The organism is Mesorhizobium sp. M0618, assembly GCF_040320765.1.
Classification (GTDB): domain Bacteria; phylum Pseudomonadota; class Alphaproteobacteria; order Rhizobiales; family Rhizobiaceae; genus Mesorhizobium.
On sequence record NZ_JAMYQH010000025.1, the window covers coordinates 61590 to 75884 of the forward strand.

At 63.7% G+C, this 14295-nt stretch carries 13 protein-coding genes; 4 read left to right on the plus strand and 9 right to left on the minus strand.

What is annotated here, in order from left to right; all coding sequences use genetic code 11:
• Positions 1-29: 29 nt before the first annotated feature.
• Complete coding sequence (locus NKJ04_RS24095) at positions 30-335, minus strand: hypothetical protein (protein ID WP_023813297.1); 306 nt, start codon at positions 333-335, stop codon at positions 30-32.
• Positions 336-498: 163 nt separating this feature from the next.
• Entirely contained in the window at positions 499-1245 is a 747-nt protein-coding gene (locus NKJ04_RS24100; protein ID WP_352677587.1) for a helix-turn-helix domain-containing protein, read from the minus strand.
• Between the two features lie 229 nt (positions 1246-1474).
• On the opposite strand from NKJ04_RS24100, the gene NKJ04_RS24105 reads away from it, so the two are divergent.
• Complete coding sequence (locus NKJ04_RS24105; RefSeq protein ID WP_081734951.1) at positions 1475-1759, plus strand: hypothetical protein; 285 nt, start codon at positions 1475-1477, stop codon at positions 1757-1759.
• On the opposite strand, the gene NKJ04_RS24110 is transcribed toward NKJ04_RS24105, so the two are convergent.
• Positions 1760-2485 carry a Crp/Fnr family transcriptional regulator gene (locus NKJ04_RS24110; protein ID WP_352677590.1) on the minus strand — a complete coding sequence of 242 codons (726 nt, stop codon included), beginning with the start codon at positions 2483-2485 and terminating at the stop codon, positions 1760-1762. It lies immediately after the preceding gene.
• 655 nt (positions 2486-3140) lie between these two features.
• Here NKJ04_RS24110 and NKJ04_RS24115 point away from each other — a divergent pair.
• Positions 3141-3350 (plus strand): hypothetical protein, encoded by a 210-nt coding sequence (locus NKJ04_RS24115; protein WP_023813302.1) that lies wholly within the window; start codon positions 3141-3143, stop codon positions 3348-3350.
• Between the two features lie 75 nt (positions 3351-3425).
• Here the strand turns inward: NKJ04_RS24115 and NKJ04_RS24120 are convergent, their stop codons facing one another.
• The 4 genes from NKJ04_RS24120 to NKJ04_RS24135 form a co-directional block, all read right to left on the minus strand.
• The gene (locus tag NKJ04_RS24120) at positions 3426-3542 is read right to left on the minus strand and encodes a putative RiPP precursor (RefSeq protein WP_348629858.1); all 117 of its coding nucleotides are present in this window, start codon (positions 3540-3542) and stop codon (positions 3426-3428) included.
• Positions 3543-3645: 103 nt separating this feature from the next.
• The gene (locus NKJ04_RS24125; RefSeq protein ID WP_352677592.1) at positions 3646-4677 is read right to left on the minus strand and encodes a hydroxyacid dehydrogenase; all 1032 of its coding nucleotides are present in this window, start codon (positions 4675-4677) and stop codon (positions 3646-3648) included.
• 247 nt (positions 4678-4924) lie between these two features.
• Positions 4925-6109 carry an FAD-dependent oxidoreductase gene (locus NKJ04_RS24130; RefSeq protein WP_352677594.1) on the minus strand — a complete coding sequence of 395 codons (1185 nt, stop codon included), beginning with the start codon at positions 6107-6109 and terminating at the stop codon, positions 4925-4927.
• 118 nt (positions 6110-6227) lie between these two features.
• On the minus strand, positions 6228-7739 hold the full coding sequence (locus NKJ04_RS24135) for a glucosamine inositolphosphorylceramide transferase family protein (RefSeq protein ID WP_352677596.1): 1512 nt from the start codon (positions 7737-7739) through the stop codon (positions 6228-6230).
• A gap of 249 nt (positions 7740-7988) precedes the next feature.
• Between NKJ04_RS24135 and NKJ04_RS24140 the strand changes: the two genes are divergently transcribed.
• Positions 7989-10091, plus strand: a complete 2103-nt coding sequence (locus NKJ04_RS24140; protein ID WP_352632176.1) for a GumC family protein — start codon at positions 7989-7991, stop codon at positions 10089-10091.
• A 1-nt stretch (position 10092) separates the two neighbouring features.
• Positions 10093-11415: a VpsF family polysaccharide biosynthesis protein gene (locus NKJ04_RS24145; protein ID WP_352677598.1), complete on the plus strand. Its 1323-nt coding sequence runs from the start codon at positions 10093-10095 to the stop codon at positions 11413-11415.
• A 357-nt stretch (positions 11416-11772) separates the two neighbouring features.
• On the opposite strand, the gene NKJ04_RS24150 is transcribed toward NKJ04_RS24145, so the two are convergent.
• Together NKJ04_RS24150 and NKJ04_RS24155 are read right to left on the minus strand one after the other, a co-directional pair.
• Positions 11773-13032, minus strand: coding sequence for a glycoside hydrolase family 5 protein (locus NKJ04_RS24150; protein ID WP_352677600.1), 1260 nt, complete (start codon positions 13030-13032; stop codon positions 11773-11775).
• Positions 13029-14198 (minus strand): DUF1972 domain-containing protein, encoded by a 1170-nt coding sequence (locus NKJ04_RS24155; protein WP_352677602.1) that lies wholly within the window; start codon positions 14196-14198, stop codon positions 13029-13031. The genes NKJ04_RS24150 and NKJ04_RS24155 overlap by 4 nt, the downstream gene beginning before the upstream one ends.
• Positions 14199-14295: the final 97 nt, after the last annotated feature.

Below are 14295 nucleotides of genomic sequence, written 5' to 3' on the forward strand. Positions count from 1 at the left end.
GGGCTGTTTCTCATCGGTTCGCTGGATTGCTACTTGCTGCCGCCGTTCGCTTTCACGCTGCTGCAGAATTCCGGATGGCTGTTGGCCGCAGTGGCGTCCTTCGCCTCGTCCTCGCAGGCCTTCATCATCGCGGTCTGGTCGTCCGGCGTAAGGGCCTTCCAGGCCTTCACGAAGTCGTCGTTGCTGACCATCGTCTTCATGCCGCTATCGGTGTAGAAGGGCTGCATCTTGGCCGGATCGTCGAGAGCCGACGTGCCGGTGTCGCCTGCCGCAAGCGCGGAGCCGGCAACCATCGAGAGCGTCATCGCGCCGAAACAGATCATCTTGATGTTCATGGTGTACTCCTCCTGTTGCTTGGGATCGTCGAAGCAACGATCAGTTGGAAAACGACAGGTTTGGGTGAAAGTTCCGGCATTTTTTGCGCAAAAATCCCGAAACGAAGAAAAATATAGTCGAAAAACTTGAAACTTTCCCCGATTTTTCCCGTAGAAAGCGAGTTTAGCGGGTCTCGCGTGCAAGACTGACCACCAGCCGATCGACGCTGGGGTCGTCGAGACTGACGATATGGGCCATCAGCATCGCTCGCCTCATGCTGATCCTGGTGACGTCCTGCCGCATGATGACCGACACAAAGGCCGGCCCCGATCCGGTGAGGACGATCGCCCTGCCGACCAGAACTGGTTCGGAGATGGGCGCCCACTGTACGGTCATGATCGAGGGCTCGCTTGTCTGGCGGCGGTTGATGCCTGTGAAATAGATCCAGTTCAGGCGCGAGATCGCCACGCCGTAATGGTTGCCGGGCATTCTCGAACCACCCTGGCCATCGCCCGGAGCCCAGCGCGTTACCCGCCTGAAGGTGACGAGATCGGCCTCACGCCGCACGAAGGTGACCGAGCGCATCAAAAAATCGGGTCGGCCGGGGATCGAAAAATAGGTGAAATAGGTGCCTCCGGCGATGGCGGGCGACGGCGGCCGCACCATGTTCTCGTACAGTGCCTCGCGCAACGTTGCATTGCTGTCACCGTTGGCTGCCGCGGCGGCCGGCTCACGATACAACTCATCCTCGTCGATCTTGAAATAGTCGCAGATCAGCCTAGCGGTGGCTTTGTTGGGAACCGCCTTGCCTTGCAGATAGCGCTCGAACTGGGTGCGGTTGATGCCAAGCTCACGGCACACCGCGCTGACGGAAGCGTGGCGTTGGACCAGCCGCCTGAGATTGGCGGCGAGATTCTCGCGGATTGGCACGACATCTCCCCGACAGACGTACGGACCAGTATTCAAGCGATAGCTTATATACACTTGCATGACGTAGCGAGGGTGCGAAGATGGACCTTTGTCCAATAGGGCGAGGATCCCGTGGCGCGTAGACTGTACGATTTTGACAGTCCGGCTATGCAAGCCCCGCAAATGGGCGTATTTCGGTGGCAAGAGCGACCTCAGATCGGCCTCTCGACATCCTGCAATGGAGGGCGGTTTGGATCATACCGGCCTGGTCGAGCTTCTGGACTACACACAAGCGCAATTGACGAAGATCCGCCAGGCGGTCGCGGCAAGCGAGCACGCCGGTGCCATGTTCACCATCGACTGCCTTGTCGGAGCGGCGGCCGAGCAGACGAAGTGCAAGCTTGCAAGTCTGGAGCATGCCGGCTTGCCGGTCGGCAGGGATGGGCCGATTGGCCGAGGCGCATTTGAAGGCGGTGCGGCGCCGCCCGGCAAAGCGACATCGGGCAAGCCGGATGCCGGCGGCGACCGCTCCTGATCAGGGCGCGCCGATCTCGCCGATCAGCCTTGCATATTCGGCCTCGGCTTCGCCGTAACTGACATTGGCAAGTTCCAGCAGCCCGGCGCGGTCACGAATGACGATCTCGCCCCGACGCGAGCGGATCAGCGCGCGGCCTTCGAGCAATTGAAGGGCAACGGTGACGCCTGGCCGCCTGACACCAAGCATGATGGCCAGGAATTCGTGCGTGATGGCGAGATGTTCGCCCGGCACGCGGTCGTCGCACATGAGCAGCCATCGCGCCAGCCGCTCCTCGAGCTTCAGCCGCGCGTTGACGAGCGCGGTGCAGCCGGCCTGGGTTTGTAGCGCGTTGATGAAGCGCAGCAGGAACATGCGCATGGTCGCACTTGCCGCCAATGCTGCCTTGAATGCGCCGGCTTCGATGCGGATCGCCTCGCCTTCGAGTTGTACATAACAGGCATGCGGCGCACGGTCGTCGCCCATCACCAGGGAGTATCCCGTCATGCCTTCGAAGCCGATGAAGCCCACTTCGGCCTCTTGGCCGCTCGCCGTGCTGGCGACCACCGAACCGATGCCCTGTTCGATGAAGTAGACGGCCTCGATCGGAATATTCGGGGTCACAAGCATCATGCGTAGCGGCAAGTCGCAGCGCTGCATGTGCGGCTCGAGCAACACCAGATCATCCGCAGGCATGCGTCGCAGCAGTTGGTTTCGGTATTGATGATTTTTGTTGGGATCAGACATGGCGTGGCCCAATGCAGGGCAAGAGCCATCCAATCTCCCAGCCGTCCGTGCCCGTAAAAACGTGCGGACGATCGCCTATGTATAGGGGCGCAGAACGAATAAAGCTATGAATGCGATGTGAAATTCGAAGCACGGCGCCCCCCAACGCCCGTTCGCATATGAAAAGATCGGCCTGAATGTTAGTGTCGGAAACGTACCAAGCGTCACTTGGTACAAAACCGACATATATCTTGAGAGCGTCGGATCACGGTGAGGGCCAATAAAATCCGCCGGCTAATGACAAAGCGCCATGTCGCGCTGGGCCTGAGAACCGTTCGGCAGACCGGCGGGAGAATTGTACGATACTTACTGTGATGAGGCCGATGTTGACTCTTGCTCAGTCCGATTTCATTTTTTGACCGACAGCGTCAAGGAAGTGGTCGCTGCTCCGAAAGGGGCTTCTTATGCCGAGCCTTCATAAGCGCAATCCCGGTTTCCATCCTTCCGATCTGCAGCTGTGCCAGCGCGTCTTCGATCGGGTCTGCCTGGAGCGCAAACTTGACCGCGTGTCGGGGGAGTCGGACGTACAGCGGCTGGCAGCCACAGTGTTTTCGCTGTTTCAGAATGGCTGCCGCAATGAAGGCGAGTTGCTCGAAAGTTTCAGGCGGACCCGCCAATGACCAAGGCGAGGATCACGTCCGCGACACCGGCAGCCAAAAACGAACCTTACGACGCTGCGATCTTCGCCCGGAAATACGGCATGTCGCGGAAGGCCGCGGAGGTCGTGCTGTCCGCGAACGGACCGTCCAGAACGGCTTGTGACGCTGCCGCGCGCTCTTTTATGGAAGCGGTTGCCCGCAGAGCGAAGAGCAGCCATGAACACTGAAGTTGCGAGCGACTGTCGTTTCGCCGCCGACCCGCAGGCGCGTCCAATGCTGCCTTTATTGGACGCCGCGAGGCGTCAGCCTGTCGGCCCTGTCGGACCTGTCACTCCTGAAGCGGCTTGCTGCGCCGTCACGGCAGAGAGTTTCTGCCGTTTGAGCAGCATCGGTTTTTCATAGATATTCTTCATGTTCATGGCTTCCCTCCGCAAAATTCGATTGCGGGAGCGTCGTCGCCGGCCGCGCTCTTGTCAAGCCGACCTTGTCGAGGGTCGGCCGACCGGGACGAAAATCCACGCTTCAATTCCTGTCGGCCGGCTTGGAACGCATGCGCGAAACCGTCTCGCGCTCGGCGCGCTTGGAGCGCAGCGGCGGCAGGCCGCGGTCGATCAGGTCCATGTCCTCCAGCACCATATCGCCCATGCGCTTGAAGGCGATGTCGAGCGCGCCGGCACGGTGAGCCGAGCGCAGGAAGCCGGGCAGGGTGCGCACCGGATGGTCCCGCGCCAGCGGTTCTTCGGGGAAAACGTCGCTGGCGGCGACGATGTGGCCGCTCTTCACCGCCGCCATCAGCGCCGGGAAGTCGACCACGCCGGCGCGGCTGAGCAGGATGAAGGCGGCGCCCTTGCGCATGCCGGCAAAGGCGTCGGCACCGAGAAAACCCTGGTTCTCGCTGGTCACCGACGCAACGACGAAGATGAAGTCGCTGGTCGACAGCACCTCGTCGAGAGAGGCCGGCTCGACGCCATTGTCGATGAGGATGGATGGCGGCAGCCAGGGATCGAAGACTTTGGTGCGGGTGCGGAAGCCCGACAGCAGCCGGTTGAGCGCCCGGCCGAGATCGCCGAAACCGATGATGCCGACATCGGCGCCGGACAGGAGCCGCGCCGTCTGGTTGCCGTCGCCGCCCCACAGTTCCTGTCCCTGGCGGAAGGCGAGGTCGGCATCGACGATGTCGCGGGCAAGGTTGAGCGCCATGGCAAGGCCAAGCTCCGCGACCGGCTCGGCGAACACCAGGCCGGTGGTGACGACATGGATGCCGCGCGCGAACAAGGTCTCGTAGGGCATGTTGTTGATGAGGTTGGTCTCGACATTGAAGACGCAGCGCAGCGCCTTCATCCGGTCGAGCGTTTCGGGCGATATGGGCGGCTGGCCGATGATATAGCGCGCCTCGGCCAGCACGTCGGCCGGCAGTTTCGCGACGCCGTCAGCGGTCGTCTCGACAATGCGATAATGCGTCTTGAGCCGCGCCAGCTGCCGGGCTGTGAAGATCAGGTCGAGCGTGCGTGGTTCCGGCGCACTGATAACCAGCGGCAAGGCGCTGTTGGACATGACTATTCCCTCTGTTCCCGATGGCCAAAATACCCTGGATGAAACGATTTACAACATCGCGCCGGGAGGCGAGACGGGGCGCTGTTGCAAGCGCGTTCAGCACAGCCCTTGGGCGGGACCAAGCGGGGCCAGACGGAACACTAGCCGTCTCTAAAAGTTGATGCTTGCGGCATGTGGTGCCCTCCATCGCCTGCCGAAGATCGGGGCCTCAGATCGGCCCGCGCCTTTCTGCCGAGAGAGCGCGGGCTTACGCCATACTGGGCGCCCGCCGCTGTCCCAGATGCCGGACCTTGCGGCCGATGATCATCAGCCGACGCGCGGTGTTGTTGCGCAGGCGCCTTACGCGCCATTCCAGTCCGCTGTCGGCGGTGATCGACTTGGCATAATAACTCACCCGCATGCCATCCTCATCGGCAGCCACCTTGACCGGATCGTCATAGAAAGCGTTGATCTTGTCGGCCGCCATGCCTGGTGTTTCGAGCCATCGTGGAATGTGAACCGAATGGAGCTGATCGACATCGGTCATCACGCGCCCGATGCCGACGCCCGGCGTTGGACACGTCGTGCAGAAAGCATCGCCGATGAAGATGACCCCGTCGCGGCGATGGCCTTGCGTGGTGCTCAGACTGATCTGCCTGACCTCGACAGGACTAGCGACTTCGAAATTGCCGCATCGCGCTGCTATTTCGGGCATCAGTTCGCAGAGCATCTTTTGCGGCTCCTGGCGGAACGCCCGCGTCCACGCTTCGGCCACATTGCGATAGAGGAACATGTTCGCCCGCATCTTGTCGCCGAGGGGAAAGATGCTGATGTAGGCGATACGGTCGGCAGCCCGCCTGCTGTAGCAGGTGACGGACTGATGACCGAAATCGCGCGGCGAGATGGCGAGGTCGAATCCCATCGACAATGAATGCGCCTTCGATTGCTCGATACGCTGCACCCCGACGGCGCGCCGCACCGCCTCGCCGTGACCGGTTGCCACCACCAGCAGGCGGGCATCGATGATGGTGCCGTCGGCCAGCACAAGCCGCTGCCGGTTCGGTCCAGTCGAGACCTCGGTTACCTTGCCGACCGTCAGCGGCACTTGCGGAGGCAAGGCGTCGCGCAGGCCATTGATCAGCGCGCCATAGGAGAATGTGAATTCAGCCTTCTTCTCATGCGCGAAGAACTGGCCGAGGCGAAAGACATGCGTGTCGGTCGTCGAGGTGACGAGACGCTTGAGTGTCGCATCGAGGCCGAGCTTTTCGAACAGCAGCATCTGATCCAGGCCGATCTTCTCGGCCCGGAACTCCTCGTGGTGGACGCGGTGCGGATCGATCAGCGCCACCTTGCGCCCGGCTTTTCCCAACAGCATGGCTAAGGTGGTCCCAGCCATTCCGGCACCGACGATCGCCACATCGACTTCGGCCGGGCAGGCCTCTGAGATACTCATTCTGCTGCCCTTTCTGGTGGCAACTGCACGTTTCACAATCTCCGGTAGAAAATATCTTCCGGACCTAAATCAACCGCAAGCAACCGGAGCGCGTGCCTGGTAGTAACCAATGTTTAGGTTAATCGCGGGCCCGCTGCTTCCAGCGCGGTGCGATCGCCGAGCCATCGATGAACTCAAAGCCGCCAGCCTCGTTGAGCGTGTGAAGTTTACGCCCACTCCATAGCGCACCTGGATGCAAGATGGTTTCAACGACCTGCTCCATGCCGATCAAATCAAGGTGAGAAATGCGTGCGATGCCAAGCGCCGCGCCATAGCTCCTGCGGCAGTCCTGAACCGGGCGCAGCAGGTCGTTGCCGCGCCTGACCATGCGGCCGGCCGGCCGCGCCGAGGCGATGTCGATCAGCACGGGATTTTTGGGGTGCGGCGTCCAGGGGCCGCGAAAATCCGGCGCCGACCACAGATGCAGCGTGTCGGAGAAGGCGCCGCCGCCGTCGCGGACGGTGGCGAACAGCCACCAGGAGCCGCCATGCTCGACAAGCGTGGCGTCGCTGGCCACGACACCGGACAGAAGCGTCGCCTCCTTGACCCATCCACCGGGAAAGGCGGTGGCCCGGTAGAGATCGACGGTGCCGTTGGCGCAGCTTTCCGGCACCATCCAGACCTCGCCGTCGCGCTCGAAGACGAAGGGGTAGGAGAGATGGTAGGGCAGATCCAGCACCGGTTCAGGCCTTCCGAGCGGGCCTGCCGGGCCGAAGGGCACGGCGGAGATGATGGCTTTGCCGAGCTGGTGAATATAGTCCTCGACGAACAGGGTCAGCTGGCCCTGGTAGAGGATGGGAAACGGATCGGCGTAGAAGCGGCTGCCATCGTCCGGCAGCTCTTGCCAACCCGACGCCGGATGCGCACGCAGGTCGAACAGATCGGAACCCCCGGTTTGCCGCCAGCCGACCTTCCAATGCGGCGCGTTGTAGCAAAGGTGATAGATATTCTGGACGATCCGCCGCGCCAGCGCCTTGCCGGCTCTGACCCCAAGCTTGCCGGCCGAGGGCATTGGCGGCGGGCTGCCTGCCTGCGCCGGCTCTGGCAGATCGGGCACCGACTTTGCCGCGCCTGACATGGCAGCGACGATCAGGCTTGCTGTGCGCGCCAGCATATCCTGGAAGGACGCCAGCGCGATGCCGCCATATTCTGTGCCCAGACGCCCGGCGGCGATCGCAACGCCGTTCTCCTCGATGCGGGCAAGCGGCGTGCGGCCGGCGAGGGTCAGGGCCAGCAAGGCCGCTTCCCCGCTGGCGCCGTCATAGGTGACGCGCCAGACCCGTGTGCTTTCCAGCCTGACATCGCCGCAGAGATCGACGACCAGGTCGGGCGAAGCGGGGGACCGCCGATAGGGCGCGAGCGCCGAAAGCGGCACACGCTTGGCTAGTCCATCATGGGCCAGTCCATCATGGGCCAGTCCGTGTATCGCCGTTTCGAGTTGAAACAGGGCCGCGGCGCTGCGCGGAATGCCGCCGCCCGCCGGCCTGACATCGACGGACAGTTCGACGTCGCCGAGCGCGGCAAGGCGCTCCAGCAGCGTGAGATGAAAGGCGCGGACGCAGTCGCCGTCCAGGCGTAGACTTATCTGCATGGTGGAGGTCCGAAAAGGCGGTGCCCGGCCTTGCCGGCCAGGCCGGTCCGGTCAAATTGTAACCCCATCTGCATCCGTCTCCGCTCGCTGCGTAGCCAACACCTCGATATGTATATTTTTAAGCAAACCGCGTGCCAAAATTCACGTCACCTCTCAACATAATTAACAATGTTTTAACAGTTGGAGGAATAGCTAGGTTATCGCCGCAAACTGATCTTGCCGGCATATGGAGTATTGTCGGAGGCAGCCATGCAATCATCCCTGCCCATGGTTCCTCAGCAACACTCTCCGGATGCGGCACGCGCGGGATCATACGCAGCTTCGACTGTCGAACTGGGCGACCTGAAGCGCATCCTGGTGCGCCGCCGGTTCTGGATCTTCGGTACCGTTGCACTGCTGACGCTGGTCGCCCTGCTCTACGGCCTTTTCACACCTGCGCTCTACAGCTCGGCGGCGGAAATCCTGATCGATCCGCAGGATCTGCAGGTGGTCACCAACGACGTCAATCCCAGCCGTATCTCACCCGATGGCGGCATCACGCAGGTCGAGAGCCAGGTCAGCGTGGTCCAGTCGACAGGCGTGCTGATGCGGGCGATCGCGGCGACAAACCTGACGCAGGATCCGGAATTCAACGGGCAGGGCTTGCTGTCGCGCCTACTCGGTTCGGCATCGGCCGAAGGCGACAGGTCGGTGCAGACACTCGACGCGCTGCGCCGGCGCCTGGCGGTCAAGCGGGCCGACAAGGTCCTGGTCCTGGACGTCATCGTCACCGCCAAGAGCGCCGACAAGGCCGCCCTCCTGGCCAACGCCATCGCGCAGGCCTACCTGGTCGATCAGGCGAGCGCGCGTGCGAAAATGGCCAGGGACGCCTCCGAGTCGATCACCGCCCGGCTGGACGAGCAGCGCAAACGCGTCCAGCAGGCCGAGAATGCCGTCGAGGCCTACAAGTCCGCCAACAACATGGTGATGGCGGCAGGCAACCTGGTCAGCGACCAGGAACTGACCGAGATCAATACGCAGCTTGCGGCGGCGCAGAGCCGCACCGCGGCGCTGAAGGCGCAGGTCGACCAGATGCGCCGCCAGAGCGGCACGGCGGACGCGACCTCGGAAGCAATGCGCTCGGCGGTGATCTCGAGCCTGCGGGCGCAAGAGGCGACGCTGGTCGACCAGGTCTCGCAGCTCGGCACGGAGCTGGGGCCTCGTCATCCTTCGCTGATCGCCGCCCAGCAGCAGCTGCGCGACACGCGCCAGCTGATCGCGCGCGAACTCGGCCGCATCGCCACCGCCACCGAGACGGACTACGAACGGGCGCTGGCCAACCAGCAGGCGCTGGAAGCCAAGGTCGCCGGCATGAAGAGCAAGTCGCTCGACACCGACCAGGCCTCGGTGCGGCTGCGCGAATTGCAGCGCGATCTCGAGGCGCTGCGTTCCGTCTACTCGAACTATCTCCAGCGCGCCCAGGAGACGCGCGAGCAGATCAATGTCGACAGCACCAATGCGCGCATCATCTCCAACGCCATGCCCGCCTTGAAGAAGAGCTGGCCGCCTTTGCCGCTGCTGTTGCTGGGCGCGATATTCGGCGGCCTTGGGCTCGGCACCGGTCTGGCGTTGATCGCCGAATATTCCTCGCCGACGGTGCTTTCCAGCGCGCAGATGCAGTCGGCCATCGACGCGCCGGTGCTGGGCGTGGTGCCGGCAAAGTCGGGCACTGGCCGGCGCTGGTGGCCTTTCGGCGGGGCGCGCGCCGTCGCCTCCAGCCAGAAGACCGACGCCGTCGTCGGCCTTGCACTGAGGCGCATGTTCAGTTCGGGCCAGCGTCCGGCGGACTGGCCGCTGGTGCCTTCCATCCTGGTGACATCGTCGCCGGGCGAGGGCGCGCAGCGCAGCCGGGTGGCGCGGCTGCTGGCCGATGCCGCGGCGTCCAGGGGCAGCCGTGTGCTGTTCATCGATGCCAATGCCGGCGGCGGCGACCAGAAGGATCGGCAGCCGGGAATCCTCGATGTGCTGCGCGGCGAGTATGCCTTCGAGGCCGTCAGCCATTACGCCGCCGGCAGCAATGTTGCCGTGCTGGGCAGGGGCCGCTCAAAGGCGGTCTTCCAGGAAGCGCATGGCATCTATTTTGCGCAGCAGATGCTGGCGCGGGCCAGCCGGAGCTTCGAGCTTGTCGTCATCGACGGCGGCGCGCTGGCCGACAATCTCAATGCCTCGCCGCTGGTCGCCATGGCCGACGAGATCGTACTCGTCGCCACGCTGAACGCCACCCCGATGCGCGACGTCACGACGACCGCGCAGGCGGTTTCCGTGATGGGGCGGTTGCCAACGGCCGCCTTGCTGGTCGACGAGGCCGCCTGATATGGCGGCCAGTTGGAGCGCAAGCGCTTCGAACCATGGTGTTGCCGCACCCCGCGCCGGCACGTCGCTCGATGCGCTGACGCGCTTCGGACTGATCGCGGCGGTAGCGGTGCTGTTCAGCATCTCGGGCGGCATGCTGTGGCTGGTCGGCTACAATTATGATGGCCTGTTCGGCAACCCGGCGACCAAGATCCACCCGTCCACCTATCTCATCGTGCTGCTGCTTGCCTGGCGCTCCTGCACCTTCGGCAATCCGGTCGGCTATCTAGTGCATGTCGCCGATAGGCGTCCGGCCAGCGCGCTGATGGCCGCCATATCGATCGTGCTTCTGTTCGTCGTCATCGCAAGGCAGCGGCCCGGCATGGCCGGCATGATCGATACGTTCGTGGCCGCGGCACTTCTGGTCCTGATGCTCAGCGAGGACGACGAACGGACCTTCGCCGGGCTGCAGACCGTCGTTCACGTGGTCATGACGGCGAATGCGCTGCTTGCCCTTTTCGAGTTCGCCACCAAGACGCTTATCTTCCCCTATCGCCTGGACGGCGTGGCGTTTACCACCGATCTGCGCTCGAGCGCGCTGCAGGGGCATCCGCTTGCCAATGCCATGGTGACGTCGATCTATGTGCTTGCGCTGCTCTCCGGTGCCAGATCCCTGTCGATGCCTGTGCGGATAGGGTTGATCGGCCTGCAATGCGCGGCACTCGTCGCCTTCGGCGGCCGCACGGCGATGGTGACGACGGTGGTGCTAGGCGGCTGCTACCTGCTTTTTCAGGGCACCACCAAATTGCGCCAGGGCCGCGTCAATCTCTTGGGTGCGGCACTCGGCTTCATGCTTGCCGCACTGCTGCCGGTCGTCATCATAGTGGCGGCATATCTGGGCTTTTTCGACGCGCTGCTGGAGCGCTTCGTGTCGGACAGCGGAAGCGCCAATGCCCGCGTCGAGATGTTCGAGCTTTTCAAGCACCTGGAATTGCGCGATCTGATCGTGGGGCCGGATGTCGAGCTGATCGACAGCCTGCGCCGCATCAACGGTCTCGAACAGGGCATCGAGAACCCGATCATCCGCACGGTCCTCTATCAGGGCGCCTTCTTCACCCTTTTGCTGACGTTCGGCTTCGTGCTGTTCCTGTTCGAGGTGGCGCGCCGCTGCCATGCCGGCATCTGGCTGCCGATGCTGGGCTGGGTCATCCTGATCAACACTTCGGAAAGCGTCGCGTCGAAGACGACGCTGCTGACCAAGTTCGTGGTGCTGGCATTGGTGCTTTACCGGCCGGCGCGGGTGGTGGTGAGACAAAGGGCGCAGCCGGCGCAAACCTGGACATGACGAACGAAAACCTCCGCGATTAGCTTTGGGCTCGCCGCGCTTCGTCATCCTAGGGCGAAGCAGGAGCGAAGCTCCGTCGCGGAGACCCTAGGATCCATGCCGCGACGGAGATCGAAGGACGCGGCGGTGCAGACCCAGCGTCTCGCGCTTCCCGTCTTGGCCGAGATTGGTCATCGGTAGAAGCGCTCCGGCCGGTCGAGCTATTCACCGCTGCGACGCTTCAATGTCCCGGCATGGATCCTAGGGTCTGCGCCGCGTCGCTTCGCTCCTTGCTCCGCCCTAGGATGACGAAGAGAGGGTGGCTTTCGGCTAATCCCTGAGGTCAGTGATTGCCACTGGTGGTAGCCTTCAACCGACCTACTCCGGTATAACCAAGCCAAGCGCCTCGATCACCGCCGGGTCCAGCGCCCGGGTGGTGTCGTCCATCATGCCCATGCCATCGAAGAGATCCCACAGTGCCCAGGCGAAGCCGAGTTCCTCGGCGCTCCGCCTGACATCGGCGATGTAGCGCACGCGATCCGGGTTGGGCGCGGCGACATAGCGGGCGTCGGTGCGCAGCGCGCCGAACTCGCCCATGATGATGCGTTCCGGCGCAAGGCCATGCGCATCTCCCCAGTCGCGAACCTGGCGAAGATACTTGTCGACAAACCAGCGGTCGGGCCGGGCGTCGAAATAGACCTTCAGCACACGCTCGGTTTCGGCATAGGCGGCCTGCTTGGCGTCTTCAGGGGTTTCGGTGTCCTGCGCCATGCGCGCCCTGACCGATGCCAGCGTCTGTTCCAGCGAGCCGGCGGATGCCGGCCACGGCACATTGTTGAGCGACCGGTAGACGGGCTCGCGCATCCAGGGTGCCCCCTGATGGCTGAACAGATAGGGCTCATAGAAGTGGAAGGTGAACAGGATCGGCTCGAACGGGGACAGCGGTGCCGGATCGAGCGCGTTCAGTCCGCTCACCATCGAGCCGCAGCCGCCGGTGACGACCAGCGGCAGGGTCGCGGCCGAGGCTCTTGCCGCCGTCAGAAGTGAAAGCTGGATCTGCGACCAGACGTTCGACGCGCAGGCCTGCGCCGGCTCGTTGACCGGCTCGAGCGCCACCCTGCCGGGCTGGAACCGCGCCAGCCTGCCGGCAAGCTCGCCGACCAGCCCGCGGTAGAGATCGAAGGCGGGCGCCGCGGTGCTGGAGACCATGCGGTCGGGGTTCCAATAATGGGTGGCGGCATTGGCCTGGATGTTGACGATGATGCCGAGGCCGGCGTGGAGGGTGGCCGTGACAGCCGCGTCCAGCATGTCCAGCAACCGGCCGCGCGTGGTGGCGTCGGCGGCCAGGAAAGGGCCGGGATCAACAGGCAGACGGATGAAATCGAGCCCGGTCCTGCGCAGCCGACGCAGGTCGTCCGGGGTCGGCACCGGCCGTTGCGACTGGAAGGGCGGCCAGTCATAGTCGGTGCGCGGAGCGGGAAATTCGCGCGTCAGCGAGAACCAGGGCCAGGCGTTGACGCCGCGCCGAAATCGCGGCCCGGCGGCTGCGCGAGCGATTGGTGCGATCGGGAGCGAGCCGAGAGCCGCCGCGGTGGACAGCGCCGTCCGCAGCACCCGCCGGCGCGACCAGCCTGTCATACGGTTCCTGGCGATGCGTGATCCATCGCGGTGGTCTTGGCGGCGGTCATGCCGAGCAAATGATAGGCCTCATTTTCATAGGCAAGCAGGACATCGTCCCAGCGAAAGGCTTCGCGGGCGCGCGCCCTGGCGGCAACGCCGCAGGCCTTGACCAGGGCATCATCGTCCAGCGCCTGCTGCATCCGCTTGGCGCAACTGTCCTTGTCGGTGAAGTAGATCGCCGCAGCCCCGGCGGTCCATCTGTTGTAGGGATTGTCGTGGGCGATCACCATGTTGCCGGCCGCCAGCGCCTCGACCAGCGAGGGGTTGGTGCCGCCGACCGTGTGGCCATGCAGATAGGCGCGGGCGTGGTATCTGAGCGCCTTGACCGTCGCCTGGTCGTAGATGGCGCCCGGCAGGACCACCGAGCCATTCGCCGCCTTGCGGATGGCGGCATGATAGGGGATGTCGTCGGACAGCGTTCCCAGCACCACCAGCTTCATGTCGCGCTTGGCGGAGCAAAAAGCTTCGACGATCGGCAGGATGTTGTTGTCGGGTTCGATGCGCGCGATCGAGATGAGATAGCGCCCGGGCTCGAGGCCGAGCGCCCGCACCGGCGCCTCGGGCGCCGATGCCACTGGATCGGCGCCATAGGCGATGGTGGCGATGGCGCTGCGCGGCCGGCGTGTCGCCAGGTGATCTGCGATGGCGGGATGATCGGCGACCAGCCGATGCGAGGCCCATGCGCCGATCCATTCGTTGACCCAGAACCAGGTTCGCGCCGCCATTCCCCATTTTGGGCGGCGCCACTCGATGCCGTCCATGTTGGTGAAGATCTTGCGTCGCTTCAGCCTGAGCCAGGTCAGGAAGACCGCGCCATTGTAGCCGAGCACCAGGCAAACACCCGGTCGCCGGGCGGCGTCGCGGGCGCATTGCCAGTCGAATTCCAGCGTCGCGCGCGGTCCCTTGGAGGCGACCTGGATGTGAATGAGCTCGATGCCGCGCCAGGTTTCGCTGCGCACCCTCTGGTCGATCCGCTCGACCTCATCTTGGCAATAGACGCCAACTTTCCAACCTCGCCCGACAAGAAACAGCGCCAGTTTTTCGGCAAAGGTTTCAAAGCCGCCATGGGCCGCGGGTATGCCGCGGGTCCCCAGGATCAGAATGGCGGGCGTTTCTGGTTTCATGGCCGGCGGCACTTTCACATGTCTCATATATTAGATATTGCTTAATTTATAATGAGCAGGTGGCAACTTCCGTGCCACCTCCCGATTTCGGTACCCT